General features: G+C 61.7%; 28 protein-coding genes and 1 tRNA gene. 15 read left to right on the top strand and 14 right to left on the bottom strand.

What is annotated here, in order from left to right; all coding sequences use genetic code 11:
• The first annotated feature begins 67 nt into the window (after positions 1–67).
• Positions 68–1330, top strand: a complete 1263-nt coding sequence (locus tag HMUK_RS04015) for a tRNA(Ile)(2)-agmatinylcytidine synthase (RefSeq protein WP_015761824.1) — start codon at positions 68–70, stop codon at positions 1328–1330.
• A 32-nt stretch (positions 1331–1362) separates the two neighbouring features.
• On the opposite strand, the gene HMUK_RS04010 is transcribed toward HMUK_RS04015, so the two are convergent.
• Together HMUK_RS04010 and HMUK_RS04005 are read right to left on the bottom strand one after the other, a co-directional pair.
• Positions 1363–2145 carry a DUF7260 family protein gene (locus HMUK_RS04010; RefSeq protein ID WP_015761823.1) on the bottom strand — a complete coding sequence of 261 codons (783 nt, stop codon included), beginning with the start codon at positions 2143–2145 and terminating at the stop codon, positions 1363–1365.
• Positions 2146–2227: 82 nt separating this feature from the next.
• Positions 2228–3907 carry a glycoside hydrolase family 9 protein gene (locus tag HMUK_RS04005; RefSeq protein ID WP_015761822.1) on the bottom strand — a complete coding sequence of 560 codons (1680 nt, stop codon included), beginning with the start codon at positions 3905–3907 and terminating at the stop codon, positions 2228–2230.
• Positions 3908–4048: 141 nt separating this feature from the next.
• Between HMUK_RS04005 and HMUK_RS04000 the strand changes: the two genes are divergently transcribed.
• Complete coding sequence (locus HMUK_RS04000) at positions 4049–4270, top strand: DUF7511 domain-containing protein (RefSeq protein ID WP_015761821.1); 222 nt, start codon at positions 4049–4051, stop codon at positions 4268–4270.
• On the opposite strand, the gene HMUK_RS03995 is transcribed toward HMUK_RS04000, so the two are convergent.
• Positions 4267–5343 (bottom strand): pyridoxal-phosphate dependent enzyme, encoded by a 1077-nt coding sequence (locus HMUK_RS03995; RefSeq protein WP_015761820.1) that lies wholly within the window; start codon positions 5341–5343, stop codon positions 4267–4269. The two genes, HMUK_RS04000 and HMUK_RS03995, sit on opposite strands and share 4 nt — an antisense overlap.
• 42 nt (positions 5344–5385) lie before the next feature.
• Positions 5386–6342: a succinylglutamate desuccinylase/aspartoacylase family protein gene (locus HMUK_RS03990; protein ID WP_015761819.1), complete on the bottom strand. Its 957-nt coding sequence runs from the start codon at positions 6340–6342 to the stop codon at positions 5386–5388.
• 122 nt (positions 6343–6464) lie between these two features.
• On the opposite strand from HMUK_RS03990, the gene HMUK_RS03985 reads away from it, so the two are divergent.
• Positions 6465–6722 (top strand): DUF7536 family protein, encoded by a 258-nt coding sequence (locus HMUK_RS03985; RefSeq protein ID WP_015761818.1) that lies wholly within the window; start codon positions 6465–6467, stop codon positions 6720–6722.
• On the opposite strand, the gene HMUK_RS03980 is transcribed toward HMUK_RS03985, so the two are convergent.
• A complete protein-coding gene (locus HMUK_RS03980) occupies positions 6719–7936 on the bottom strand; it encodes a potassium channel family protein (RefSeq protein ID WP_015761817.1) in 1218 nt (405 codons plus the stop codon). The two genes, HMUK_RS03985 and HMUK_RS03980, sit on opposite strands and share 4 nt — an antisense overlap.
• 223 nt (positions 7937–8159) lie before the next feature.
• Here HMUK_RS03980 and citZ point away from each other — a divergent pair, with 223 nt between their 5' ends.
• Complete coding sequence (gene citZ, locus HMUK_RS03975; RefSeq protein WP_015761816.1) at positions 8160–9296, top strand: citrate synthase; 1137 nt, start codon at positions 8160–8162, stop codon at positions 9294–9296.
• Between the two features lie 214 nt (positions 9297–9510).
• Here citZ and HMUK_RS03970 read toward each other — a convergent pair.
• From HMUK_RS03970 to ilvA, 4 genes are all read right to left on the bottom strand, one after another.
• Positions 9511–9592: transfer RNA gene (locus HMUK_RS03970), tRNA-Ser, on the bottom strand.
• A gap of 28 nt (positions 9593–9620) precedes the next feature.
• Entirely contained in the window at positions 9621–9845 is a 225-nt protein-coding gene (locus HMUK_RS03965) for a hypothetical protein (protein WP_015761815.1), read from the bottom strand.
• 25 nt (positions 9846–9870) lie between these two features.
• The gene (locus HMUK_RS03960; RefSeq protein ID WP_015761814.1) at positions 9871–10248 is read right to left on the bottom strand and encodes a Rid family detoxifying hydrolase; all 378 of its coding nucleotides are present in this window, start codon (positions 10246–10248) and stop codon (positions 9871–9873) included.
• A gap of 39 nt (positions 10249–10287) precedes the next feature.
• A complete protein-coding gene (gene ilvA / locus HMUK_RS03955; protein WP_015761813.1) occupies positions 10288–11499 on the bottom strand; it encodes a threonine ammonia-lyase in 1212 nt (403 codons plus the stop codon).
• A 385-nt stretch (positions 11500–11884) separates the two neighbouring features.
• On the opposite strand from ilvA, the gene HMUK_RS03950 reads away from it, so the two are divergent.
• From HMUK_RS03950 to HMUK_RS17040, 5 genes are all read left to right on the top strand, one after another.
• Positions 11885–12712 (top strand): hypothetical protein, encoded by an 828-nt coding sequence (locus HMUK_RS03950; RefSeq protein ID WP_015761811.1) that lies wholly within the window; start codon positions 11885–11887, stop codon positions 12710–12712.
• Complete coding sequence (locus tag HMUK_RS03945; protein WP_015761810.1) at positions 12705–13673, top strand: hypothetical protein; 969 nt, start codon at positions 12705–12707, stop codon at positions 13671–13673. Before HMUK_RS03950 ends, HMUK_RS03945 begins: the two co-directional genes overlap by 8 nt.
• Before the next feature lie 84 nt (positions 13674–13757).
• Positions 13758–14240, top strand: coding sequence for a hypothetical protein (locus HMUK_RS17050; RefSeq protein ID WP_126967156.1), 483 nt, complete (start codon positions 13758–13760; stop codon positions 14238–14240).
• Positions 14240–14740 (top strand): hypothetical protein, encoded by a 501-nt coding sequence (locus HMUK_RS17045; protein WP_126967155.1) that lies wholly within the window; start codon positions 14240–14242, stop codon positions 14738–14740. The genes HMUK_RS17050 and HMUK_RS17045 overlap by 1 nt, the downstream gene beginning before the upstream one ends.
• 66 nt (positions 14741–14806) lie before the next feature.
• Positions 14807–15289: a hypothetical protein gene (locus HMUK_RS17040; protein WP_126967154.1), complete on the top strand. Its 483-nt coding sequence runs from the start codon at positions 14807–14809 to the stop codon at positions 15287–15289.
• 190 nt (positions 15290–15479) lie between these two features.
• Here the strand turns inward: HMUK_RS17040 and HMUK_RS17035 are convergent, their stop codons facing one another.
• The 4 genes from HMUK_RS17035 to HMUK_RS18005 form a co-directional block, all read right to left on the bottom strand.
• Positions 15480–15797 (bottom strand): hypothetical protein, encoded by a 318-nt coding sequence (locus tag HMUK_RS17035; protein WP_126967153.1) that lies wholly within the window; start codon positions 15795–15797, stop codon positions 15480–15482.
• Between the two features lie 417 nt (positions 15798–16214).
• Positions 16215–17237, bottom strand: a complete 1023-nt coding sequence (locus HMUK_RS03940; protein ID WP_015761808.1) for a hypothetical protein — start codon at positions 17235–17237, stop codon at positions 16215–16217.
• A gap of 197 nt (positions 17238–17434) precedes the next feature.
• A complete protein-coding gene (locus tag HMUK_RS03935) occupies positions 17435–18532 on the bottom strand; it encodes an aminopeptidase (protein WP_015761807.1) in 1098 nt (365 codons plus the stop codon).
• 38 nt (positions 18533–18570) lie between these two features.
• Positions 18571–18696, bottom strand: a complete 126-nt coding sequence (locus tag HMUK_RS18005; protein ID WP_015761806.1) for a DUF7859 family protein — start codon at positions 18694–18696, stop codon at positions 18571–18573.
• Between the two features lie 139 nt (positions 18697–18835).
• Between HMUK_RS18005 and HMUK_RS03930 the strand changes: the two genes are divergently transcribed.
• On the top strand, positions 18836–19510 hold the full coding sequence (locus tag HMUK_RS03930) for an ArsR/SmtB family transcription factor (protein WP_015761805.1): 675 nt from the start codon (positions 18836–18838) through the stop codon (positions 19508–19510).
• A gap of 159 nt (positions 19511–19669) precedes the next feature.
• Here HMUK_RS03930 and HMUK_RS03925 read toward each other — a convergent pair whose 3' ends face one another.
• Positions 19670–20173, bottom strand: coding sequence for a metallophosphoesterase (locus tag HMUK_RS03925; RefSeq protein ID WP_015761804.1), 504 nt, complete (start codon positions 20171–20173; stop codon positions 19670–19672).
• Between the two features lie 53 nt (positions 20174–20226).
• Between HMUK_RS03925 and HMUK_RS03920 the strand changes: the two genes are divergently transcribed.
• The 5 genes from HMUK_RS03920 to serB all read left to right on the top strand — a co-directional run bounded on the left by HMUK_RS03920 (position 20227) and on the right by serB (position 26739).
• Positions 20227–21198, top strand: coding sequence for a cation diffusion facilitator family transporter (locus HMUK_RS03920; protein ID WP_015761803.1), 972 nt, complete (start codon positions 20227–20229; stop codon positions 21196–21198).
• Between the two features lie 111 nt (positions 21199–21309).
• The gene (locus HMUK_RS17030; protein ID WP_143723977.1) at positions 21310–21651 is read left to right on the top strand and encodes a hypothetical protein; all 342 of its coding nucleotides are present in this window, start codon (positions 21310–21312) and stop codon (positions 21649–21651) included.
• A 149-nt stretch (positions 21652–21800) separates the two neighbouring features.
• A complete protein-coding gene (locus HMUK_RS03915; RefSeq protein WP_015761802.1) occupies positions 21801–24020 on the top strand; it encodes an ATP-dependent DNA helicase in 2220 nt (739 codons plus the stop codon).
• Positions 24021–24321: 301 nt separating this feature from the next.
• Positions 24322–25326, top strand: a complete 1005-nt coding sequence (locus HMUK_RS17025; protein WP_015761801.1) for a hypothetical protein — start codon at positions 24322–24324, stop codon at positions 25324–25326.
• A 780-nt stretch (positions 25327–26106) separates the two neighbouring features.
• Positions 26107–26739: a phosphoserine phosphatase SerB gene (gene serB / locus HMUK_RS03910; RefSeq protein ID WP_015761800.1), complete on the top strand. Its 633-nt coding sequence runs from the start codon at positions 26107–26109 to the stop codon at positions 26737–26739.
• The last annotated feature ends 27 nt before the right edge of the window (positions 26740–26766 follow it).

Below are 26766 nucleotides of genomic sequence, written 5' to 3'. Positions count from 1 at the left end.
GCGCAGACGGTTCCCGCTGGGCAGCCCAGTCGAAACGCCGAAACCGTCCCGCAGCGTAGCCGACGGCGTGACGGTCATCGGCCTCGACGACACCGACTCCCGCACCGAGGGGATGTGTACGACGTTCGCAGCCACGCGGCTGGCCGAGCGCATCGAGGCCGCGGGCGGGTCGGTCCAGCGGACGCTCCTGGTCCGACTCGACCCCGCCGTCGAGCACAAGACTCGCGGCAACGCCGCGCTGGCGGTCCACTGTGACGTGTCCGCCGATCGCGCACTCGATCTCGGGGCCGACGCGCTCGCCATGGCGGCCGACGATCCCCGGACGAACCCCGGACTGGTCGTCGCGGACTGTGATCCGACGGCCGTCCCCGAGGCCGTCGCCGACCACTCCCGGGCCGCCGTCCGCGAGTTGCTCGACGTCGAGACGGCCCGCCGACGGATCGCCGACGCCGGCTTCGAGTCGACGACCGTCGGCAACGGTCGCGGCCTGATCGGCGCGCTCGCCGCGGTCGGTGCCTGGCGGGCCTTCGGGGACTGGACGTACGAGCACATCGCCTACCGCGAGCGCGACCGCTGGGGAACCGAGCGCTCCGTCGACACCGACTCCGTCTTCGCCGCCGCCGACCGCCACTACCCGACGGTCTGGGACACCGTCGATCACGCGTCGGGATATCCGGTCTGTGTCCCCCGGACGCCCTGTCCGATCCTCTACGGGATCCGCGGCGACGATCCCGAGGCCTGTCGCAGCGTCGCGGCGGCGATCGGCAGCGAGCCCGTCGATCGAACCCGGACCTTCGTCACGAATCAGGGGACCGACGCCCACCTCCAGTCGGCTCCCCTGGACGCACTGACCGACGGGAGTGCCTACCGGACCGACGGGACCGTCGTCGAGCCACCGGAAACGCGGGAAGGCGGCCACGTCTTCTTCACACTGGCCGACGGGGACGCGACGGTCGAGTGTGCCGCCTTCGAGCCGACCAAGCGCTTCCGGGACCGGGTCCGGGCGCTCCGTCCCGGCGACGTGCTGACGGTCTGTGGTGAGGTCGGTGACGGCACGCTCAAACTGGAGAAGTTCGCGCTGCGTGATCCCGTCCAGACGGAACTGGTCACGCCGGAGTGTCCGGCGTGCGGTCGGTCGATGAGCAGCGCCGGGCGCGATCAGGGCTACCGCTGTCGAGACTGTGACACCAACCGCGACGGCAAGGTCGAGCGCCCGCTGGCCCGAGAGATCGAGCCCGGCTGGTACGAGGTCCCGCCGGTGGCGCGGCGTCACGTCGCCAAGCCCCTCGTCCGCGGCGGCTTCGACGGCCCGTGCCACCCCGAGCGGTGAGTCGCCGACCACCACGGGCAGGTCGCGCGGCGTCACGACGTGGCGGCCGGCAGCGTGAGACACCGCCGACGCTGGTGTCGGATCGTCTCGATGCAGTCGGCGGCGTCGGCCAGCACCGGACACGTCGCCGTACACTCCGCGTAGAGGAACTGGACGAGGGTCTCACCGGAGATGCCGACCAGCTGTGCGGTCGAACGGCCGTGGAGAAGCTCCTGTCTGGTCTCGGCCACGCCCTCACAGACCGCTTCGAGCGACTGCAGCTGTTCGTCGATCCCACTGCGGTCCGGGCTGTCCGTCGTCGTGAGCCGTGTCCCGAGCTCGGCCGCGCGCGATTCGCAGTCGTCGAGCCGGTCGCGAGCCCGACACAGCGACTCCCGTTCGGTCCGGAGCGTCTCCAGGTACGTCGTCCGCTCCTCGATCGCCTGCTCGGTGGCCGCCAGCAGGGCGTCGTGGACCGGCGGCGTCACCCGCCCGGTCTCGAACACCTGGACGGCGACTTCGGTCCCCACCTCCGCCTCGAAGTTCTGCCGTAACGTCTCCCCGTACTCGGCCTCGAAGTGTGACACCGACAGGACCGTCTCGTCGTAGGCCTGCCGGACCGTGCGTGCCGCGGCGTCCGGCGGTGGGGCCGTTTCCAGAGCGACGACGCCACCGCCGCCCGCTTGGACGCCGGGATCTCTCGGACTCGTCGGATCGAGCGTCCGGACGCGGGACCGGAACCGCTCGAACGCGGACCGTTCGTCGCTCGCGTAGGTCACTTCCCGGTCGAGCAGTTCGAGCGCGTGCTCGATCCGGGACTGGCGTGTCTCTGGCATGTGTGGCGTCTCCGCTCGTAGCGGTGGCGACGGAACGGGGGATGTAGGCGGTTGCTATGTGTCCTATATACCGCTCCCTACGCTACAGCGAGCTGACCGCCAGGAACAGCCAGGCCGAGTGGGGAATCCACTGCTCGGCCCAGCGCCAGCGGTGCGCGTGGTCGTCGCCCCAGGGCTCGGGACAGTAGGCGATGTCGGCCTCGTTCTCGAAGCCGGCGGTGATACCGTTCTGGACGCCGCCGGGGACGTTGCGGAACTGGCGGTGGTAGGTCGGCTCCGGCGCGCCGACGCCGTGGACCATGCAGACGCCGAAGGGGTTCGACCCGAGGATCCAGTCGAGTTGGGCCTGGGCGAACCGATCGAGGCGCTCGCCCAGTTCCGCGTCGAGCTGTGCCCGCGACCGCGCGGCCGCGGTCGCAAGCGAGGCGATCCGGGCGTTCTCGCCCTGCCACCAGTAGCCGGTCTCGTTCTCGTGGGGCATGAAGAACGACGCGCGCGGTTCGTCCTCGTCGACCGGTCTGGCGTACTGGCGCGGGTAGTCGAAGGGGTTGGTGACCTCGTCGCCGACCGTCGTCTGGAAGCCCCAGAAGCGCTCGATCGCGTTCACGATGGCGTCGTCCAGCGGCCCGTCGGCGTCGACCGCCCGGTAGCGCAACAGCGCGACGATCGGCAGTCCCTCGTCGGACGCGTGATAGAAGGGGCGATCGTCGTCGTCGGCACGCCACCACCCGTCGTAGCGGTCGTCGCCGGTCTGGCGGTCCAGCAGCGACTGAGCGCGCTCTCTGGCGGCCGTCCGGAACCGCTCGTCGTCCGTGGCGGCGGCCAGTTCCGTGGCGGCGAGCAACGCGCAGTAGTCGTCGATGACGTTCTCGGTCCCGTCGTCGAGGTACTCCGTGTTGTGGGCCTGCAGGTGATCGAACCCCTCGACCGCGGCCTCGCGGTAGGTCTCACGGTCGAACGCGCCCGGTCCCTCGACCTGGCTGGCGCGAGCCAGCGCGGCGATGGCGACCCCTCCGCCCTGGCGGTATCCGGCCTCGTAGTCGATCGTCTTGTGTCCCTCTTCGGTCTCGTAGGCACAGATCTCTCGGCGGTCCACGTCCTTGGACCACTGGTCGAAGACGGTCATGTAGAAGTAGCCCGCGTCGTCCTGCATCCGGACGAGGAAGTCCGCGCCGTGGTGGATCTCCTCGCGCAGTCGCGCGTCGAGTTCCCCGCCCAGCCTGTGGTCGCCGTCGTGCAGTCTGTCACGGGCGTCGGCCAGTCCCCAGGCGACGATCGGAATCTGCTGTGGGTTGAAGTAGTTGGCGTAGCTGAGGTGGCTCAGATACTTGCTCATGTCGCCCGAGGCGTCGTACCAGCCGCCGCGTACGTCGACCGTCCCCTCGCGGTCGCCCACGAACGGCACCGATCGGTCGGCCCGGTCGTACTCGCCGCTGGCACGCTGGGTCTTGCAGTAGTACAGCAGATCGGAGAGGAGCGTCTCCTTGTGGAGGTCCTCGCCGATCTCGAAGCGCCGCGAGTGGGCCTCGCCGGCCCGGAGCGTGTACTCGCCGGGCTCGGTGAGCGAGGAGAACTCCAGCGTCCAGAAGACCCACTCTCCCCAGTCGGCGACGCCGCCGACGAACTCCGGCGTCCCCTCGAAGACGACGCTGTCCCCGTCGTGCAACACGAAGCCATCGAGGTCGTGGCGCTCTGTCGCGCGACAGACCGCTCGTTTCGGGCCATCGGTCTCGTAACCGAGTTGGTTGACCAGAATCTCCATCGTCCGCCTATTCGCGTCCGCCCGCTTAGCTTTAGGGTCTACTTACGGCCGCCCGGAGGCCCCCGACTGCCTGCGATTACCGTCTCCGACGTTCCGGTAGTCGCTCTGTAACAATACCGCTCGGGGACCAACAGTGGCGCTATGAGCCAGCCATCGTCGGGCGAGCCCGATCCGTCGATCGCCCCGGAACCGCTCCCCCAGGAGGAGTTCCCCAGCGAACAGCTGTCTGCCGTCGTCGAGGAGCGTGCGGACAACTCAGAGCGGTGTATCCTCTATCCCGAGAACATCGACCCCGTCGACGCCGAGACCCACTGGCTCGCGGTCGACGCCGAGTTCGCCGTCGACGTCGCCGACTGCCGCTAGTAATTCTGTCCGGACAGGACGACCACAACGTCCTCCTCGGCCGTGATCGTCCCCGCCGCTCGAAACCGCTCTAGCCCGGCCACCGCGGTCGCGCAGGTCGGCTCGACCTGATACCCGGCTCGCGCGAGGCGGTCGTGGGCTCGCTCGGTGGCTGCGGCGTCGACGGCGACGGCGGTGCCCTCGGTCGCGGCGAGGGCGTCGAGCAACTGATCGCCCCGCGCCGGTCTGTGGATCTGGATGCCGTCGGCGACCTCGTTGGCGTCGTCGGCCTCGCCGTCACTGGCCGGCCGGCCGGCGGCGATCGGCGCGTAGCCACTGGCCTGTGCGCCCAGCAGGCGTGGCACCCGCTCGGTCCAGCCGGCCGCTCGCAGCGCCCGGAAGCCGCGATAGGCTCCGAGCAGGAGCGTCCCGTGACCGACCGGGACGACGACCGCGTCCGGTACGTCCCAGCCGCGCTGTGCGGCCACCTCCAGCGCCCAGGTCATCGTCCCGGCGAAGAAGGCGGGCTGCCAGGCGTGGCTGGCGTACCAGGCGTCCCCGTCGAGCGCGTCGTGGCAGGCGTCGGTCACGTCCCCGCGAGTGCCCTCGATCCGGACCACGTCCGCGCCGGTCCGCTCGATCTTGCGGAGCTTCGTCGGCTTGGCGTCGGCCGGGACGTAGATCTCGGCGTCGATCCCCGCTCGCGCCGCGTAGCTCGCGATCGCCAGTCCGGCGTTGCCAGAAGAGTCTTCGACCACCCGCTCGACGCCCAGCGCGTCGGCCTGGGAGAGTGTCACCGTCGCCCCGCGGTCCTTGAAACTCCCCGTCGGAAAGACGGAGTCGAGCTTGAGCTGGGCGTCGAACGCCGCGTCGTCGACCAGCGGCGTCCACCCCTCGCCCAGCGAGACGCGACGCTCGACGGGGAGGAACGGTTCGAAGCTCCAGAGCCCGCGATCGCGGTCCAGCGTCGTCGGGTCCGGCGGGCTATCGGCGTCGGGCAGCGGTCGCCGAGCGTAGTCCAGGGCGTGGCCACAGGCACACCGCCAGGGGCCGTCGGGTCCGTACTCGCGGCCACAGGCTTCGCAGTGGTACATGGTCGTGGTGTCGGGTCGCCGGTACGGAAATCTGTCGCCCGGCTACACCGAGTCGATGTCGGTGCCCACCGAACAGACGTACTCGCCGGTCGCGACCTGAGGGAGGCGTCGAGCCCGCCAGAAGATCCCGCTGGAGCGGGCGGTGACCACGTCTTTCTGCTGGCCGAACACGTCGGTGATCGTGTACAGCGTGTCTCCGCGTGTGACACGGTCGCCGAGTTGCTTCTGGAAGTCGACGAGACCGCCCGCCGGGGAGCCGTACTGGTCGAACCCCCGAGCGCGGGTCTGGGCCTCGAAGCTGTGAGACTCCGCGAGGAACCCGTAGTACCGCAACACGTTGTACACGCCCTCGACGCCCAGCTGGATCGACTGCTCGTCCCAGCCGACACAGCCGCCCAGCTCGGGATCTATCGTCGGCACGCCCTCGTCCGGTGCGGCCCGCGCGAGCTGGCCGTCCGGGCCCTTCTGGTCGAGGATGTACCCACAGCCAAACACCTTCGCCAGTTCGAGACACTCGTCGTGGAGACGGTGGCGCGTGCCACAGCGGACGCGACACTCGTCGATCATCTGTGAGGTCGACCCCTGGTGGAGATCGACCACGAGATCCGCTCGCGTGGCGGCGTCGAACGTCGCCGCGGCGATCCGCTCCGAGGACGTGCCCTCGTCGTTGCCCGGGTACGCCCGGTTCATCTTCGTGTCGTCGATCGGGTTCCGGTGCTCTGCCACCTGGAAGGCGTGGTAGTTGACGATCCCGACGACCAGAATCGTTCCGGAGATCTCGGCGGGATCGAGCCGTGGGACGACCCGCTGGACGACGCCGACGCCGTTGAGTTCGTCGCCGTCGCTCGCGGCCTGGAGGTACAGCGTCTTGCCGTCGTCGGCCCCGTTGACGACGGCGACCGGCAGCCCGACCTCGCTTCCGTCCCGTGTTTCGCCGACTGCCAGCCGTCCCGTGTCCGTCTCGCCCGGCTGGGCCGTCGCCGTCCCGAGGGTAACCATTTGAACGACTTTGAGTGGCCGGGACTTTTACTGGTTCGGATTCGCGCCGTAGCGAACCCGCTCGCGGTCGCGGGCTGGGCTGAACCGACGGCTCCTTATTCGGGCCGTCCCAAGGGAGTGCCGTGTCAGAGAGTCAGCCCGACACCGGCCCCGGCGCGCTCGTGGCAGCGCTGAACGTCCCGACTCACGCCAAGCGCGGCTTCTTCCTGGCAGCGCTGCTCACAGCGGCGGTCTTCGCCTTCTTCGTCGTCATCCCCGGAGCCCAGCGGCCGGCGGTGCTGTACGCCGGGCTGGCGTTCGTCCTGTTCGTCTCGCTGGGCGGGCTCATCACTGCGGTGTTCGTCGCCGGCTCGGCGATCCGCCAGATCCGGTCGCTCTAGTCGCGCTGGCCGGCCAGCGCCCCGAACCGCTCGGCACCGCTGCGCGTCCCCTTCGCGATCAGTACGTCGCCGGCTTCGAGCGTCGTCTCCGGCCCCGGTGACACCTCCCAGTCGCCCCCCTCGCGTCCGGTCCGGTCGCTCGCGCCAGCGTGGCGAACGGCGATGATCCGCATTCCCGTCTCCGTCTTGACCTGCCGTCGTCCGATCGTGGTGCCGTCGAGGGCACTGTCGGCCGCGACCGGGACGCTGACGATCACCTCGTCGGACTCTCGGACCGCCTCGGCGACGACGGGATGTGTCGAGAGGCCCCGCAAGACGCCCTCGCTGATCTCCAGTGCGGCGTCGGAGATCACCTCCGTCGCCCGGGCCAGGTGGACGAGCCCGCGCAGCGAGATCGGGTCGTCGTGGCGACCGGCCGCCTGGAGCGTCCAGGCCTCGAACCGGGACTGGAGGGCGTCGACCTCGGCTTCGAGTTCGACGACCTCCTCGGCCAGATCCGTGTCGTCGAACAGCACCGCGCCGTAGGCCAGATCGACGGCCAGCTCGCCCATGTCCTTCATCAGCACGATCGAGTCGACGGCCCGCTCCAGGTCCTCGATGTCGCTCTCGGGCGGTGCCGGTGGCTCGTAGCCCTCGCCGGTCGCGTCCCGATACACCGCGCCGATTCCGTCGTCCGGGCCGCGAAAGAGCACCACGTCGCCGGCCGCGACGGTCGTCTCGGCGTCGGGGTTGAGGAGCCAGTCGCCGGCCCGCCGGACCGCGATGGCGCGGACGCCGGTCTCCGTTTCGAGGTTGAGGTCGCCCAGCGTCTCGTCGGCGAGTCGCGACCCCGGCGCGACGGTCGCACGGACGATCGTCTCGACGGCCTCCGGGAGGGTGGCCCGCATCGCCTCCGGCAGGCCGATGTCTTCGAGCACGACCTTGGCGATGTCGCCGGCCGCATCGGAGATCTTCTCCGCGGCTCCGACCATCCCCAGCACGGGAGCCAGCGCCTCGGCGTCTTCCGTGTTCCGGGCGGCCATGAGCAGACTCATCCGGGCGCGCAACTGCAACACGTCCATCCGCTCTTCGAGTTCGAGCACTTCCGCGGCGACCTCGTCGCTGCCCAGCAACACCGCCGAGTACGAGAGATCGATCAACAGCTCGGCGGTGTCTTTCATCTCGGCCAGCACCGCCTTGACGCTGACCGGCTCGTAGGCCACCTCGGTCGACATGTCTCCACCTGCGCGGGGGGCGGCCAAAAGCTATTCGCCGTGTCGGCCTCGCCGAGTCGGCCGCTCCGAATCACCGTTCTGTCGAACTCTGTCCGGTGGTCGGAACGATCGTCCACTGTCGACCCGATCGATGGCTAAACGTTCAAAAATCTCCCCCACAGACCGGGGCAAGCGACGCACAGAAAGACAATGTTTTTCCCGGCAGGTAAAAAACTCTCTGCGTATGTCCGACGACCTCAAGCAAGGTCTGGAGGGTGTCCTCGTTACCGAGTCGGAGCTCAGCAAGATCGACGGTGACGCGGGCAAACTCGTCTATCGTGGCTACACGATCGAGGACCTGGCGACCGGCGCAAGCTTCGAGGAGGTCCTGTATCTCCTCTGGCACGGTCACCTCCCGAACGCAGCGGAGCTCGACGAGTTCACCGACGCGATGGTCGAGGAGCGACACGTCGACGACGACGTCATGCAGACCGTCGAGCAGCTCGCCGACGCCGACGAGAATCCGATGGCCGCGCTCCGAACGGCGGTCTCGATGCTGTCCTCGCACGATCCCGACGCCGAAACCGACCCGACCGACCTCGACGCCAACCTCCGGAAAGGTCGCCGGATCACCGCCAAGATCCCGACCGTGCTGGCTGCCTTCGCCCGGTTCCGTGACGGACAGGACGCCGTCGAACCGCGGGAAGACCTCTCGCACGCCGCGAACTTCCTCTACATGCTCAACGGCGAGGCACCGGACGAGGTGCTCGCCGAGACGTTCGACATGGCGCTCGTGCTCCACGCCGACCACGGCATCAACGCCTCGACGTTCTCGGCCATGGTCACGGCCTCGACGCTGTCGGATCTCCACAGCGCGATCACCTCCGCGATCGGCACCCTGAAGGGATCGCTCCACGGCGGCGCGAACCAGGACGTCATGGAGATGCTCAAGGAGGTCGACGACGCCCAGCAGGACCCGATCGACTGGGTGAAGACGGCACTCGACGAGGGACGGCGCGTCTCCGGCTTCGGCCACCGCGTCTACAACGTCAAGGACCCCCGTGCGAAGATCCTCAGCCAGCGCTCGAAGGAACTGGGGGAGGCCGCCGGCTCGCTCAAGTGGTACGAGATGTCCACCGCCATCGAGGACTACCTCAAAGCGGAGAAGGGGCTGGCCCCGAACGTCGACTTCTACTCGGCCTCGACGTACTACCAGATGGGGATCCCCATCGACATCTACACTCCCATCTTCGCGATGTCCCGCGTCGGCGGCTGGACGGCCCACGTCCTCGAACAGTACGAGAACAACCGTCTGATCCGGCCCCGCGCTCGCTACGTCGGCCCGACGGATCAGACGTTCGTCCCCCTCGACGAGCGATAGACGGGCGTTCAGTTTTTTCGCCCACGTTTAGACAGTCACCGCTCGCGAGTTTGCTCGCGGCAGAATCACGCCAGGACTGGGATTTGAACCCAGAGGAAGACGGTCCGGGCATGCGGCCTCACTTCGCTCGGCCGTTCCGGGGCTGCGACTTCCAGGGGTTCAAATCCTCTCGATGGGAGAGTCGCCGCTCGCGAGTTTGCTCGCGGCAGAATCACGCCAGGACTGGGATTTGAACCCAGAATCCCGAAAGGGAACACGCTTTCCAGGCGTGCGCCTTACCGTTCGGCCATCCTGGCACGCATCGAAACGTCGGCGGGCGGGTGATTAAGGGCTTTCGTTCTCGGTTGGGCGACGCCGGGCGTCGAGGAGTCGATCGCGGGCGACGGTCGTCACTGCCGTGGTGGTGACGCCGACCATCAGGGCGACGCCGGCCTTGACGCCGACGGTCACCGTGGCGGCGGCGAGTAGCTCGTAGCCCTGGACGAGTACGAGAAAGGACAGCGTTCCGACGACCCCCCACAGCAGGCTCTCTCTGGTGCGATCGTCCATACCGACGCTGTGGGCCGGTCAGCCTTTACTTCGTCGCAATCGCCTCGATCTCGACGCCGACGCCCTTCGGGAGTTCGTCGACGCCGACGGCGCTGCGGGCCGGCGGCTCGCTCTCGAAGAAGCTCTCGTAGGCGTCGTCCATCGCCTCGAAGTCGTCGATGTCGTCGAGGTACACCGTCACCTTCAGGACGTTGTCGAGGCTCGTGCCCGACGACTCCAGGATGGCCTCGACGTTTTCGAGGGCCTGCTGGGCCTGTACGTCGATGGCGGCCTCGTCGAGCAGGTCGCCCTCGGGAGTCAGCGGGATCTGTCCGGCCGTAAAGACGAGGTCGTCGGTCGTCGTGGCCTGACTGTACGCTCCGACCGCGGCGGGGGCGGCGTCGGTACTGACAATCCGTTTCATACGTCAACGCGCGACCGGCGAGGGCATAAATGTGGGGCGCTACACCAGGACTTCGACCTCGAAGCCCGCGTCTTCGAGCCGATCGAGCAGCTCCGCGACGTGGTCCGGCCCCCGCGTCTCCAAGTCCAACTCGACCTCGGCGTCGTTCATGGCGATGTCCCGCGAGGTCCGGTCGTGCTCGATGCCGTAGACGTTGACCTGGGCCGCCGACAGCACCTCGACCAGTTCCTCCAGCGAGCCCGGCCGATCCTCCAGGACGGTCCTGATCTTGCAGTACCGCCCGGTCTCGACCAGCCCTCGCATGATGACGTTCGTCAGCGTGTTCAGGTCGATGTTGCCCCCACAGAGCGTCGGAACGATCGTCTCGTCGTCCTCGTAGTCGAACTTCCCTTCGAGCAGGGCCGCAAGCGGGACCGCGCCCGCTCCCTCGGCCAGCGTCTTCGACCGCTCCAGCAGCGTCGTCAGCGCGACGGCGATCTCCGGATCGGTGACGGTGACGACCTCGTCGACGCGCTCTTCGATCACCTCGAACGTCCGGTCGCCGATGGTCCGGGTCGCGATCCCGTCGGCGATCGTCTGGACCGAATCGCGTTCGATCCGGTGGCCCTTCTTCAGGGACTCGGCGACGCTGGACGCCCCGTCTGCCTGCACGCCGATCACGCGCACGTCGTCGTCCTGGCCCTTCAGCGCCGTCGCGATCCCGCTGATGAGGCCGCCGCCGCCGATGGGGACGACGACGGTGTCGACGCCGGGCAGGTCCTCGTAGATCTCCAGTCCGATCGTCCCCTGGCCGGCCATCACCATCTCGTCGTCGAAGGCGTGGACGTAGGTCCGGCCGGACTCGCGCTCGATCTCGTGGGCCTTCTGGGCGGCCGCGTCGTAGTCTCGCCCGTGGAGGACCACGTTCCCACCGTAACTTTCGGTGGCCTGGACCTTCGAGACGGGGGCGCGTTCGGGCATGACGATCGTCGAATCGACGCCGATACGGGTCGCCGCCAGCGCCACGCCCTGGGCGTGGTTGCCCGCGCTGGCGGTGACGACGCCCGCCTCGCGTTCTCCCTCCGACAGTGTCGCGATCCGGTTGGTCGCGCCGCGGATCTTGAACGAGCCGGTCCGCTGGAACAGTTCGAGCTTGAGGTGTACGTCTGCGCCCGTCATCGACGAGAAGGTGTGCGAGTAGTCGAGCGGGGTGTGTCGAGCCGTCTCGGCGACGCGATCGCGGGCGGCCAGCACGTCATCGAAAGCGAGCATACCGGCAGTTACACCCCGGTGCTTGTTACTGTTGGCGCGACAGCTGTCGCTGGGCGACGTTCGGGAAAGGGGAACGAAATGGATGGTGCCCACCACCGATGGAGGGTGCGCGAGTGATCCAAGGACACGAGATGGGTTAAAAGCGATGAAAGCGGAGTGAAAGTGTAACCGAAGGACGTGGGCCGGACCGAACGATCGTCTGACGCGTGGCTGCCGACACGCCGCTCGGAATGCAGCTGGCGTTTATCGCGACGGTCGTCTCCTGGGGAGTCCCAGTCCAGTAAACTCATGATCGGACACAAGAACGCTCTCCGAGTACTCGTGGCGCTGCTCGTCGTCGCAGTCCTGTACGAAGCAGCGGCCAAGGTCGGCACGACCGAACGAGGTGAGCGCGTCGCATGAGCGATCCCGAGCCCGGACGGAACAGACTAACGAACCAGAGCAGGACCCGAGTCGATCTCGCTGGTTCCGCGCGTTCCGCTGGCTGACCGAGAACCTGACGCTCCTGGCGTCGGGTCTCGGCCTCGGGCCGTTCGTTCTGGCGTCGGTCATCGGCTTCGAACCCCCGCGCAACCTCCAGATCATCGGCCTCACAGCTATCATCATCATCCCGATCGTCGGTCGACCGACCGGCAAGAAGGTCCGGTCACTGCTGTGGGAACCGACGTACGTCTGGCTCGTCGACGTCGACGCTCGCTACACGAAGGGCGGCATCTTCCGCATCCCCGGCCAGCGATTCAGCGAGTGGACGATCACCGAAGGGCAACTCGATCGAGTGAGTCCCGATCTCGCCTTCGGGAAGCAGGTCAATCTCGACGAACAGACTGTCGAAGGCACTTGGCGCGGTACGATGTCCGACCGCGAGCTGATGAAAACACTCCAAGCTGTCGAGGAGTGTCGCGGCCAGCTCGAGGAAGACGCCAAGCGTGGTTTCGCGATCGAAGCCCAGGCGTTCACGATCATCCGTAACGCCACCCGGAAGGCCGTGCTTCGGATCGTCTCGACGTTCGAACGCGGGACCCTTCCAGACGAAGGAGGGGGGTTGACCGACGAGATCGACAACGCGATCGAGCAGTTCGGCCTCGAGCGGAAGATTCGCGAGACTGAAGAGAACTCGCAGGAGTCCGAAACCCCCGGCGTTCGTATCGACTTCGACCAAGACCTTGCTGATCTCGCCGGAGCTGGGAACGGGGGTGCGCCCGCCGGTGACTGATGGCGTCGACGAGCACCTGCTCACTGCGGCGAAGCTCCGCGAGCAGATTCGTGGCGGTCTCGAAACACATGAGCAATACTATCCCCACACCGGAATCGTCGACGACGCGCAGGATCGAGCAGCGCTGTCCTTCGTCGAAGACGCTGTCGCTCGTGGCGATCTCGACACGACATCGTTCGAAGAGTCGAAACTCGGCGAGACGCTGCTGGAGAAGTACCTCGCCGATCGGACGACCAAAGCCGTCACCAACGGAAACGGCTCGGTCATGTCGCACTTGGTCGGCGTCACCGAGCAGGATCTCGATAGCTCTACGCTTCGGCTCCCAATGATGCTCCTTGACGAGATCGAGAACAACGAGGCACCGGCGTTCATCCTCGGCGCGGGCAATCCCAACACAGGCAAGACCAATACCATGTCCCTAGTCGCTGAATTACGAAAAACCCAGCTCGACGAGTACATGATCATCTCGAACGTCCGGAGCTGGCCCCTGACCGACGAAGTCGTGACCTCCGCGCACGACCTCGCCGTCACCCTTCTGGAACACCGCGACGTTCCGAAGTTCGTCTTCATCGACGAGTCGTCGACGCACTTCGACGCTCGAACCTATCGTCGAGAGGTCGCGACCCAGTGGACACCACTCGCCAAGCGATTCGCCAAGATCGGCGTCGACGCCTGCGGCAACGTGATTCACACCGGGAAAGACGCTCACCCGGAGCTGAAGCGCATGGCGACGCTGGCGTACTACAAGACCGACAAGAAAGTCGTCGAGTTCTACGATCGCTGGCCTGCTGACGGTGACCATCCGACCGACCAACTCTTCGGTGGGTCGATTGAGGATCTCGAGCCGACTGGCCACGAACCAGATCCCAACGACGCCGCACCATGGTCGTGGAACCTCGAATCGGATCTGTTCTCACAAGATCTCTCCTGGTCGGATATACTCTCTAAACTCCAAAATTAGGTCCCCGAAAGACAATAGTAGCAATTGTAACATAGTTAGAGTGCCTAAATAATCTTTAACTGAGATTAGAACTAAGCGCTCTATGTGGGAAATAACAACCTCAGTAGGAGAGATGTACTGGCAGGAGTTGGAAGTACTGCAGTCATTGCTTCCTCACCGCTAGTCGTAAGTGCAAAAGAAAAATACCCCTCAATAGAAGACAGCAAGTACAGCGATGAATCCGTGAAGGACCTCGCGATTGAATTGCTGGGTTCTACCACACGATCAAAGCAGCCGAATCATGATCGTATGGCATTTTCAACGTCCGTTTTCACTGGGACAGTTGAACTGTTCATTGCGACTGGTGTAACAAAAGCAGAGCAAACCCCAGATGAGATCTATCAGGTTACCTCGGAAAGTCGGACGGGGGCACTAAACCTTGAGTGGATGAAAGGAAACCGGCTGAAGTTCTGGAGAGACGGTGCTGTCTATAAACTGAAAATTCCGCAATCAAACAAGGCATTTGAACCAACTGTGATTGAGAGCAGACCAGTTCCGAGTGATGTTCAGATGGAGGGTGAAGAATAATGGGCGTCAATATTGACTATTGTGAGGCTATTCCCGATGTCGTGGGAGGTGGAGAGTTCTGCTCAACCATGCAGGATACGGTGAGTCTTGGCCGTAAGGAATGTGCCTATGGGCGAACTCCCCAGATCTACTCGGTGTCCGGAGATCTCTCTCTGGATTCAGGGTTTGTTAAGTTCGACGTTGGTTTCTACGTTGGGATGGGGGTTGATGAGTCTGGAGACATATGCGCATATATCGGATCTGAGGACACCTCGCCACCAATCTGTGTTGAAACTTGTGTGGGAGAAAATAGTATCACCAGAAAGGATGCTGAGGACCTTGCGTGGGAATTCGCGCGAGAGCTAGCAGATAGGTATGATATTACCTTGGGTGATATCGTAGTTGCAGTTCTGGCAGCTGTTGTCGCCGTTGTAGTAATCGCAGCTCTTGCAGCCATATCAGTGTATCTGGCTGGCATTGGAATTCTTGCCACGGCTACAGGGGGAGCCGCCTTCGCTTAAATCCCCTATCTTGGATCGTCAGCCTTATTCGTTGAGGAGTTAAATAGCAACTATTAAATAAATATCATGGCTGAAGAACATAGGATTTTGGGAGGATCTATTAAGTTCGATAGCGAGTATATTTATATTAGTGAATCAATATGGAGAACTTTATACGAAGTAGTCCTGACCGATATAAAGGTGAAAATTTTGATAATATTTGCTGTTTGCTTGTCGATATTCGGATTAATATTGGGTGTTGACCCATCAACTATCGGGATGGTTGTGGTCAGCATCCTAGTATTTAGTATATTTTTATCTTATATTTTTAATAAAGCAATTAGTTATTTTGGATATATGAATAAAGCAGATAAAATAAAAATAGCAGATATAAAAGAGATCAAAGGGTTGGATTCATTCCAGGGACGAATAATACTAATTGTCTATCAAAAAGATGGTGAGTCAGTTACACGCCCCATAAGGCTGGGGAATCAGAAGTTCCGTGAACAAATTGATATTGATGGACTAAAGTCAGAATTTGAGAGCCATAATATCATAAAAGAAGAATAAGTGAGTATAGTATATAAAACTTATTTATATTAATATGCGGTGACAGTATATGATTGTAACTAAGGTTGGAGATAATCGGTTCTTCAACTCACTAACCCCCTACTGCATGTCCTATGACCCTTTTCGGGGTGCGAAACACCAGATAGCTATTATACTTTTCAAAATGGATTGTTCCCACTATAAATTACAGTCACCCCACATTATATGTGTGTTCAAAATACAACTTCAGTATCACTATTAGCTGGTCAAGAATTGCAATTCCTATTAAAATATTTCGTGAGTAGCTTGGTGGTTGAAATAAGGTCTCAATCAAGATACCCAATAAGCACAAGACACCAATCCGAAGGTATACATTTGAAATGATATATGCTGCTTTCTCATCAGGAGTGTTCCTGATAATTGTGTCAAATCCAATCATTCGTGGCGTTAGATACTGGTACCTTACGAGTACATACATTAATATCATGATAGCAAAAACAAATATATATTCTTGGATAGCTTCATTCATATATAAAGGAAGTCTTTCTAAGAATTTCAGCCTTTCGCTGAAGCACCCGGTAATAAAAACCACTATACCCGATTACAGATTCTGTTATGAAAATTTAAAAATTGAAAGATAATTAACCTATATATAGATTAAAAAATATTTTGGGTAAATATTATTCTAAACATATTTCGCAGCCGCTGTTTGGTGAATTTCAGTTTCACTTTCACTCCGGCGTTGGCCCTCACTTTTACTCACACATATCCTTGATCCATATCCGATGTCCCTGAACGAATGGCTATGTTGCCCCGCTGGGTGTGATGCGACGATCGAGGCGGTTACGCTCCCCGGCAGTCGGATCGGACTCCAGTGCGTGGCGTGTGGTCGGAAAATCGAAGAACCAGTGGAACAGGTCGAAGAGAATTATCGGACAATCGAGGTCTAATCCTCGCCGTGCTCCTCGAGCGTGGTGAACTCCAGTTCGTCAGGTGAGTATTGATACCGTTTCAGGTCTTCGTCGTCACAGTGATCAGAGAGGTTCGCCGGTGCAACTTCCTCTCCGGTCGGACCTTCGTAGACGACACTCACCTCGTCGCCGTCGATCCCGACGACCACGGCGAGGTTCGGGTCGTCGTGTGAGGACTTGACAACGTAATCACCGACTGTGTACGGATTCTCCGCGAACTTCAGGTTCTCGTGCTTGTACGTGTAGAGGCTAACGTCCTGATCGTCGCAGTACGAGGACAACAGTGCTGGCTCGATGTCTCGCCAGTCGCCTGGTCCCTCGTCGAGCGAGCTGGGGAACGCTACCCGGACGGCTTCGCCGTCCATTTCCTGCCCGAATAGTTCGATCTGCGTCTCCGGTGGCAGAACCTCGACGACGACCCCCACCGAGGCATCTTCGTCGTCTCGCTTCTCGACGCGATCACCCGGCTGAAACGGGTTCTCCGGTTTCTGGTTCATGTTCGCCGTGTTCGGTCCGAGGTCCTGGAGGTCGTTCATCGGCCGAGCGGCGAGGTGGTCGAGCTTCGCCGGAGTGTCCCCCGAGAACTGTTCCTCGGTCTCGACTTTCGACTCGAGCGTGGCGACGTGCTCCCAGCCGAGCAGAATCAGGCTGTCTTCGTTGTCCCGGTGCCAGACCATCACGATGATGTCGTCGGCTGAATCCATCTCGACCAGATTCTCCGGGAGAAACGCTGACACGTCGCGAGAGGTCTTCACGTCGACTTCGTAGCCGAACACCTCGAAGTCGTGTCCCGCGAAACTCTCCGGGTTACATCGTCTGATCGCATCCTCGTTCTGCCACTCCCACATCTCTGCTGGCAGATACTCTCGGCAGAACTGCTCGAACGCGATCTCCCCGAGGTTCCCAATCCGCTTCGCATCGATGTTCTCTGCATCCTGAATAACGGCCTGGTGATTGGCTCGACTGCTGTCGATTTCGTCAGGGGTAAACTGGTACACGCTATTTCCAGTTCGTCAAAACAATATGAGTGTTCGTATTCCAGAAACAATGTTCGAACCAGAACACACCCTCCGAGTGAGATCTCACCAGCGCGAGCGGGTGACCCGGGTCACGTGCCGTCGGCGTCTCGGTCTGTAAACGCCAGACGAGTCGTCTCCCCCGCTTCGCTGCACCAGCCGTGCAGCGTTCCGGTTCGCTACTGCTCGATTTCGTTGTCCTCGAACACGAACGTCCCGTCCTCCTGTACGCGCTCGCCGTCCACCTCGATGTACGAGTCCTCGCTCATGTCCACGATCATGTCGACGTGGACGGCGCTGTCGTTTTGCTCGTTGTCTTCGCCGACGGTGTCGTCGTACGCGCGGCCGACGGCCATGTGGACGGTGTCGCCCATCTTCTCGTCGAACAGCATGTTGTAGGTGAACTGGTCGATGTCGCGGTTCATCCCGATCCCGAGTTCGCCGAGTCGGCGCGCGCCCGCGTCGGTGTCGAGCACTTCCGTCAGCACGTCCTCGTTTTTCGACGCGCTGTGGTCGACGACCTCGCCGTCCTCGAACGTGAGGTATGCGTCCGTCACTTCTCGGCCCTGATGGTACAGGGGCTTGTCGAACAGGACCTCGCCCTCGACGCTGTCGGCGACGGGGGCGGTAAAGACCTCGCCGCCGGGGAGGTTGCGCTCGCCGTAGTCGTTGAGCGTCGGGTTGCCGGCGACGCTCATCGTCACGTCGGTGGTGTCGCCCGAGACGATCCGGACCTCGTCGGCGGGGTCGAGGATGTCGACCATCTGGGACTGGTGTTCGCGGACGGCGTCCCAGTCCTTGTTGACCGCGTCCCAGACGAAGTTCTCGTAGCCCTCCGTGCTGAGCTGGGCCAGCTGGGCGTTGGTCTGGGCGGGGTACTGGGTGAGACACCACCGCTTCGAGAGGCGTTCGTCGAGCAGCGGTTGCTGGGCCTGCTGGTAGGCCGCGGTCGTCTCGGGGTCGACGTCGCTGGTCTCGGTGGCGTTGCCGCCGCCGCGGATGGCGATGTACACGTCCATCTCGTCGTACAGCGCCTGGACGTGTGCCGGCGTCTCGAAGTCGCCGTCGTGGTTGCGCAGATACGCGCGTCGGAAGCGAGCACCGAGGCGGTCCTGGACGGTGAGTGGGTTCGCGCCGCGGTCGGCGATCACCTCGTGGAGCGCCGTCACGAGGTCCGCCGCGTCGGGATGGGCGTCGATGACGACGTCGTCACCGGCCTGCAGCTCGACGGAGTGGTCTGCGACGATCTCTGCGTGTTCGCGGACACGTGGGTCCATATCGACAGCCACCGAGTGCGTGAACTAACCAGTTTCGTCTACTTGCGCTGGCTCTCTTTGATCCCTTCTTTGAATCCCGTCACCGTTCGGCGAACCATCAGGTAGAGGAAAAAGACCAACAGGAGCAGGACCGCCAGTATCGCGTACACTTCCCAACCGGGCATGGCCGGCCGTTGTAGCCGGCCGAACAAAGTCGTTTCGGCACGTCCGGAAATCGGGCCGCTCGACCGGTTTTCGCGTCTGTAAAATAGCTCTTTGATGTATGGTAAAGACTCATACGGTCGTAGTACGTACCCAGAGTGCATGTCACTGCTCCCCTCGAAAGACCCCGCAGTCACCGACGCGGACCCTCGGGTGATCTCGGTCGACAGTGATGACGCCGACGACGTGCTCTCGGCGTTGTCGGCGGCGACCGCCCGGAAGTTACTCGCGGAGCTACACGAGGAGCCGGCCCCGCCCGGCGAGCTCGCCGATCGCGTCGACACCTCCCTCCAGAACGCCCAGTACCACCTGGAGAAGCTCGAAACGGCCGGTGCGGTGGAAGTCGCCGACACGGCCTACTCCGAGAAGGGACGAGAGATGGACGTGTACGCGCCCGCAGACCAGCCGCTGGTCATCTGTGCGGGCGACGAGCAGGAGACCTCGGGGCTGCGCAGCGCGGTGACGAGTCTGCTCGGCGGGGTCGCCGTCGTGGGGGTCCTCAGCCTGTTCGTCCAGGAACTGCTGGGTCGGTCGCTGCTGGGAAGCGGCGTCCAGGAGGGGAGTGCCGGCACGGGACAGCCGGGGAGCAGCTATCTGCCGTCCGGTTCTGCCGGGAGCGTGACAGAGAGCGCGGGACAGGTCGCGGCCGACGGCGGCACCGTCGCACAGAGTGGTGCGCAAGCGGCTGTAAACGCCGTTCCACCGGGCGCAGCGTTTTTCGCGGGCGGCTGTGTCGTCCTCCTCGGAGTGTTCGCAGCCTGGCACTTCGGTCGGTGAAACTATCGCTTGACCCACCTTCGGAGGTCTGTCAAACGGCTCTTTGTCTTACCGTCGCCTCTTTTTACCTCAGGTGTGTACTACTGATTGCGTCGGCCCACCGCAGTACGGGCCGTGACCAGACTGACACACGATCCGTCGACGCTGGTGAGTCCAGATTCACTGGCACACCTCCGTTATCGTCGTTCCGTCGGGCTCGTACAGCGTTACTCGCAACTCGCTTCCAGTGTCCACCACTTCTGCGTGTGCAGGGCGATACCGCCGTGGATCGGCGTAGCTCCCCGGGTTGATCAGCAACGGACCGAGCGAGGTCGACAGTTCCGGCCGGTGTGAGTGGCCGACGATCACCACGTCTGCGGCCTCTTGACGAGCCAGCAGTGACAGCGCCGTCTCGGTGTGCTCGTGGCCGTGGGCGAGGACGAACCGCCGGTCGTGCCACTCGACGGTCGCGGTCGTGGGGAGTCGCCGCCCCAGAGCCGGTTCCTCGTTGTTCCCCTGAACCGCGACGAGTTCGTCGGTCTCGGCCGCGATGGCCTCGTAGACGCGTTCGGTCGTGAAGTCACCGGCGTGGACGACGATCTCGGCCTCGCGAACGGCGTCGAGCGTCCGACCGGTGAGTCGATGGTCGTCGGTACCGTGCGTGTCCGAGATGATCGCGAGCATATCGCTGTTCCGTTCCAGAAACACTTAGTTGGGGCCGCCAGAGCGCGTAGACAATGGCTGGAAGCAAGTCGGTCGTCCTCGCCGCGTTGGTCGCGAACGGTGCGATCGCGATCCTGAAGTTCGTCGGCTTTCTCCTGACCGGGAGTGCGGCGATGCTATCGGAAACGTACCACAGCATCTCTGATACCGGGAACCAGGTGTTCCTGTTGATCGGCATCCGCTTCAGCGACCGAAGCGCCGACCAGCAACACCCCTTCGGCTACGGGAAGTCTCAGTTCTTCTATAGCTTCCTCGTCTCGGTGTTCCTCTTTGGCATCGCCGGCTGGGAGAGCGCCAAACACGGCTACAGTCAGCTCACCGGCGGCGGGCACGGCGGCGGGCAGCACGCGGGTGAAACGGTCGATTTCCTCTTTCTGAGCTACGCGCCGCCAGGGTGGCTGGATCCAGTCTGGGTCAACTACACCGTCCTGATCGGAGCCTTCGTCTTCGAAGCGTGGGCACTGTACAAGGCCCGCGCCGAGATGAAACGCCAGATGGGAGATCACGACTGGACCAGCTACCGGGAGGCGTTCCGCAAGACCAGCGACGTGACGACGCTGACTGCTCTCACCGAGGACACCATCGCGCTGCTGGGGATCGTGATCGCGCTGACGGGCATCACGCTCGAACAGCTCACCGGCAACGCCGTCTTCGACCAGCTCTCCGCGCTGCTGATCGGGCTCATGCTGATGGGGTTCGCGCTGGCGCTGGCCTGGGAGAACAAGCGGCTCATCCTCGGCGAGAGCCTCCAGCCCGACGTGGAGGCGGAACTGCGCGACATCGTCCGATCCCATCCGGGCGTCACGTCGATCATCGGTTTCCGGACGGTGTACTTCGGTCCCGAGGAGGTGCTGGTGACCGCAGACGTACAGTTCGAGGACGGACTGGAGACAGACGAGATCGACGAGCGAATCACCGCGATCGAAGCACAGCTCAAAGCGACGGGTGCCGGCATCCAGAAGGTGTACATCGAACCGGAGAGCTGAGGGAAGAGTGCACTGTTTGGAGGCGCGGCTTCATTCCTCGGTGAGAAGGCCTCGAAAGTGGATTGCTCGGCCTCCTATCTGAACAGCACTTTGTCTATTGCCGCAGGATTGATGTACGTGAGCGGTCATATAAACCATATGGATATTCGGAAAATAGAACCGCTAGACGTGATTGGAGCAGGAATAGCTGCAATCGTCTTTGGATACCTTCTAATCATACAGGGAAGCCTCATACTAGGCTTCGTACTTGCAGCCTGGATCCTCTCAATGTCGGTTTCGCTTCGGAGCAGTAACTATGAGCATACTGTTGTTTTGTTGGTACTCGGCTCACTCATTACCGGTGCAATGATGAGTGGACAGTTCACCTACCTGCTCCTTTCCGTCGTTGTTGCGGGATTTGGCTATACTCTGTGGACGATCAAACGATCATCCAGAGACACTGCTGTATTGTAGCGACTATCGAAGATGGGCGAGCGGTAAATACTTTCAATCACCAAATGCTAATCTGTCACGGCCTTCGCCAGCGAGCACACTGCGTCGAACGAAGCACGATCCGTTACTAGGGCCGAACCCTTTTGCCCGATAGCGGCCAAGAGAGTGACGTGGCGACGACCGACGACGACTATCTGCGTTTCTTCCCCTACGAGGAGCCCTACGACCACCAGCGCGAGGCGATGGGCGGCATCTACGACGCGCTGACCGACGGTCGTGACGTGCTCTTCGAGGGGGCCTGCGGGACCGGCAAGACGCTGGCCTCGCTCGTGCCGGCACTGGAGTACGCCCGGCAGGCAGACAAGACCGTCGTCATCACGACCAACGTCCACCAGCAGATGCGTCAGTTCGTCGAGGACGCCCGAGCGATCACCGCTCAGGAGTCGATCCGTGCGGTCGTCTTCCGTGGCAAGGGGTCGATGTGTCACATCGACGTCGACTACGAGGAGTGTCAGGCGCTCCGCGATACCACCCGTGACCTGGTGGACAAAGAACGCGAACGGGCCGAGCTGGAACGCCAGGAGAGCGAGCTGCTCGACCAGGCCACCGAAGGCCCCAGCGACGGCGAGAACCAGGAGAACGCGCTAGAGGCCCGCAACGCCGTCATGGACGAACTCCAGGCGGTCGAAGAAGACCTCGAAGAGCTACAGACGGACGCGACGATCTGCGATCACTACTACCGGAACCTCACCGTGGACACGACCGAGTTCTACGCCTGGCTGTACGAGGACGTTCGCACGCCCGACGACGTGTACGAGTACGCCCACGACCGCGGGCTCTGTGGCTACGAACTGCTCAAGGAGGGCGTCGAGGGCGTCGATCTGGTCGTCTGTAACTACCACCACCTGCTCGATCCGATGATCCGCGAACAGTTCTTTCGGTGGCTCGGCCGGGACCCGGAGGACGTGGTCGCCGTCTTCGACGAGGCCCACAACGTCGAGAACGCCGCCCGCGACCACGCTCGTCGGACCCTCACCGAGACGACCGTCGAGAGCGCCATCGACGAACTGGCCGAGAGCGAGGAGACGGCGGCCGGTTCGGGCGGCGAAGGCGCGAGAAGCGAGGCCGCTCACAACGTGCTCGCGACCTTCCTTCGGGCACTGCGGACGACCTACGACGAGGCGTTCGGCTTCGGCGAGCGCGAGCAGGTCGAGGACCACTGGTACGACCTCTCGATCGCCAACGACGACCGCCGAGACGAACTGACACTCGCTTTCCTCCAGGAGTACAGCGGCCCCGGCTTCCACGAGGAACTCGACCAGGCGCTGGAACTGGGCCGAGAGCTGGACCAGCAGTACGAGGAGGCGTTCAAGGAGGGCGACCTCGATACGCGCAAGGAGTGTCAGACCCTGCAGGCGGCCCAGTTCCTCTCGGCGTGGCTCGAAGAGAGCGACGACCTCGGACAGTACCCCGTGGTGAGTGTCCGACGCCGGGAAGAGAGTGGCGACATCTACGGTCGGGCGGAGCTGTACACCTGCATCCCCTCGAACGTGACCGGGGACCTCTTCTCGGATCTGCACGCGTCGGTGCTGATGAGCGCGACGCTGCGACCCTTCGACGTGACCCAGGACGTGCTCGGACTGACCGACGCCGAGGCGATGGCCTACGGCGAGCAGTTCCCCGAAGAACGCAGACGGACCTACGCCGTCGACGGCCCCGCGCTGTTTTCCAGCGAACGCGACGATCCGTCGACCCAGGACGCCGTCGCTGGCGTGCTGGAAGACGCCGCCCAGATGACGCCCGGGAACACGCTCGCCTTCTTCCCGAGCTACGCCGAGGCCGAACGATACCACGAGCGAGTCGACGTAGACGGGAAGCAGTACCTCGACGAGCCCGGAACGCAGGCCCGCGACCTCAGAGACTCGTTCGTCGACCGGGACGACGCGCTCCTGTGTACGTCGCTGTGGGGCACGCTCGGCGAGGGCGTGAGCTACGACGGCGACGACGCCCGGACCGTCGTCGTGGTCGGCGTCCCCTACCCCCACCTCGACGACCGGATGGACGCCGTCCAGAACGCCTACGCGATGAGTTTCGGCGACGACGAGGAGGCGGGCTGGCACTACGCCGTCGAGATCCCGACGATCCGCAAGACCCGGCAAGCGCTTGGCCGCGTGGTCCGCTCGCCCGAGGACTTCGGCGTCCGCATCCTGCTGGATCGGCGCTACACCGAGGCCGCCGAGATGGAGATGCACGACTACGCGGTGCGGGGAACCTTCCCGCCGGAGGAGCGCGCGGAGATGATCGACATCGACCCAGAGAAGCTCAAGTTCGCGATGCTGAACTTCTACCAGGACGTGGACGGCTACGACGGGCCGCCGCCGACGCCGTAGGATCGACGGATGCAAAGTGCTGTTCTGGCTTGTGACATTATTCAATCGCCACCAATATTATGTATATCACAACAGTACCCACCTATAAATTTATGTGTTTTATATTATGTTGTGGTTTTTTAACGATATGAGATAGACAAAGTGATATTATTTTATTGTCTGTATACGGTTGGATTTCAACTCATAGATATGAATATCCGAAAAGCCACGCACATATCCAAATATAGACAATGAAGTCATTCATTTCTAGCACTGCCGACATGGTACTCTTATTCTTTCTCATTAAAGTTAGTTCTCAGTAATGTCTAAATTGCTCCAGACAAAAAGAAGAAATGTATGCTTGGTTAATGCGTCTATGATGTCACGAAAAATTGGCAGGCGGAAGTTTGCCCAACTTGTAGCAACTAGCACGGTCGGGACAATTGGAGTAGCGGGCAGCGTTCAGGGAGATACAGCAGAGGATGACGATGAGGCCAATACGCTGACTAGTGATGGAGTGATCCTATCTGGTCTCCCTCCAAATTCACAGAAGAACCCTCCGACAATTGAGCCTGGAGATACGCTGAAAAAGACAGAATCCGACAGTTTTGAGGCCGACCGGGTGACAAATCAGGGTTTTGATAATCTGGATGTTGAATCTGGTCCAACTGGTAATGTCAGTGGACAGACCCAACGGACAGCCGCTGGTCCCAAGGACACTTTCGGTGTCGTGATGGGGACTCCGTTTGAGGCCAAGTCAGACAAATTAGACATCTTCATCGACGTAGAACTCGAATATGAGCTTAATCCAGGCTACACTGAATACGTTGACCCACAGACTAGCGAGCGATCAAACAAAACAGGGAGAAAAAGTCGTGCTAATAAGAAGCGTTTGAAAGATGTGAAAAAGCAGGTCACATCAAAAGTTACGCCCGAGTCAGTGCCACCAGCCTATATCCCGATAGCACTAGGAACTGCAAATTTCTTGCTCGGGATGTCTGATAAAGTCGATGGCTATGAGAACCACACTGGGATTTCGGTGGGGTATTTTGTTCAGAATTTATCAAAGGAGACAACAATTACGAGAAATTTCAGTAGTGAGAGCAACTTCGACATCACTACGGCAAGTGAAACTGGCAGGAATTACGATAGTGGCACAGCAAGGAGTACAGAATCAGCGACTTGGGAAGGGTTTAGAGAGGGAAACGAATATCGGATCGGTGTAGCATTTGGCGGCAGCCTGAGTTGCGGGTTGTGGACTACAGGATCAAAGATGAACTTTGACGCTACTGTTGAAACGCTTAGGATTGACGGAGTGAAAAGATAGGCCAATATATATTTGACATTTGTTTTTATTTCACGGGTCAAGTCTGATCTTGCATAGACAGTGGTTTCACTGTATAGTTTTGGTCACCATATATGTTTGTTATATTTTTATTTAGCCAGTCGTGATAGGCTGTTGTGCAGTCTGAGGTGGAAAACCACTGTTTTTGAGCCCACAAATTGCATAATTTCTCTGATTAACGTACTCTGAGTTCCCGATTTCCTCAATCTAGTAGTATCTCATCCGCTGAACGATAGATGCTACCTGCAAGTCCAGCCAAGGCAAATACCATTGATGCAACCACAATGATTGTGGAACCACCTGGTGTCATTTCAGCTTGAATTGACCAGATCATCAAGACGATGCTGAATAGCAAGATATCTCTTGACAGCGACATATCTCCTCGGAAGTTGGCAAGCCACTTAGTTTTATTTATTGATTTATACTATATTTTTATACTATAATAAATAATTTAATTCTATATTATTTTATAAATATATTAGGTACAACTCGATAGACGAAAGATGAGATTATAACGGTACTCTGTATCTCTTGAAGGGGACTAGCTTGAAGCGTTTATACGGATCAGATTTGTGTACTGAAAATATATTTATCCCAACTGGCCAGTAATCGTCCGTTCCTGAGCAAAGGGATACGATCGATATAGACGGCTACGACGGGCCACCGCCGACGCCGTAGCCCGTCGCGACCGAACCCGTCGATCCGCGACCACTCCACTCGAAACCGGACCCTTTGAAACCCTCCGCGAGAAACCGCCTGACAATGCTAGTCGCCTTCGACTTCGACGGGACCCTCTCAGATTCGGAGATGACCGTCCTGCTGGGCAATCAGAACGACACGGCCGAGGACATGGCCGAGATCACCGAGCGGGCGATGAACGACGAGATCGAGTACGCGGAGAGCCTCTATCAGCGGTGTGCGCTGCTGGAGGGAATGGACGACGAGACGGCACAGGCGGCGTTCGATCGGGTCGAGCTTCGCCCCGGCGCGGCCGACGTGATCGAGGCCCTGCGCGAAGCGGGCGTCTACGTCTGTATCCTCACCGGCGGCTTCGAACGCGGCGTCGAGGCTGCACTCGAAGCCGAGGGGGTAGAGGTCGACGCGATCGTCGCCAACCGCCTGCCCGTCGCCGACGGGAAGCTCACCGGCGCGGTCGAGGGGCCGCTCATCGAGGGCACCAAGGACGACGCCTTAGACATCGTGACGACGGTCGTCGGCGAGGACCGCGACGACACGATCGCCGTCGGCGACGGAGCAAACGACCTCCCGATGCTGGAAGTGGCGGGACTGGCCGTCGGCTTCGACCCGAAGCCCGCGGTCGCCCCCTCGTGTGACACCATCGTCGAGACGATGGCCGAGCTGTCCGAGCTGCTCGAAGGCGAGAGCGTGCTGTAGTCGTTTGGTATCGCTTCAAAGTCGGTG

Origin of the sequence: Halomicrobium mukohataei DSM 12286 (assembly GCF_000023965.1) — an archaeon.
In the GTDB taxonomy this organism is placed as follows: domain Archaea; phylum Halobacteriota; class Halobacteria; order Halobacteriales; family Haloarculaceae; genus Halomicrobium; species Halomicrobium mukohataei.
This window is presented reverse-complemented; position numbering and strand designations above follow the sequence as displayed.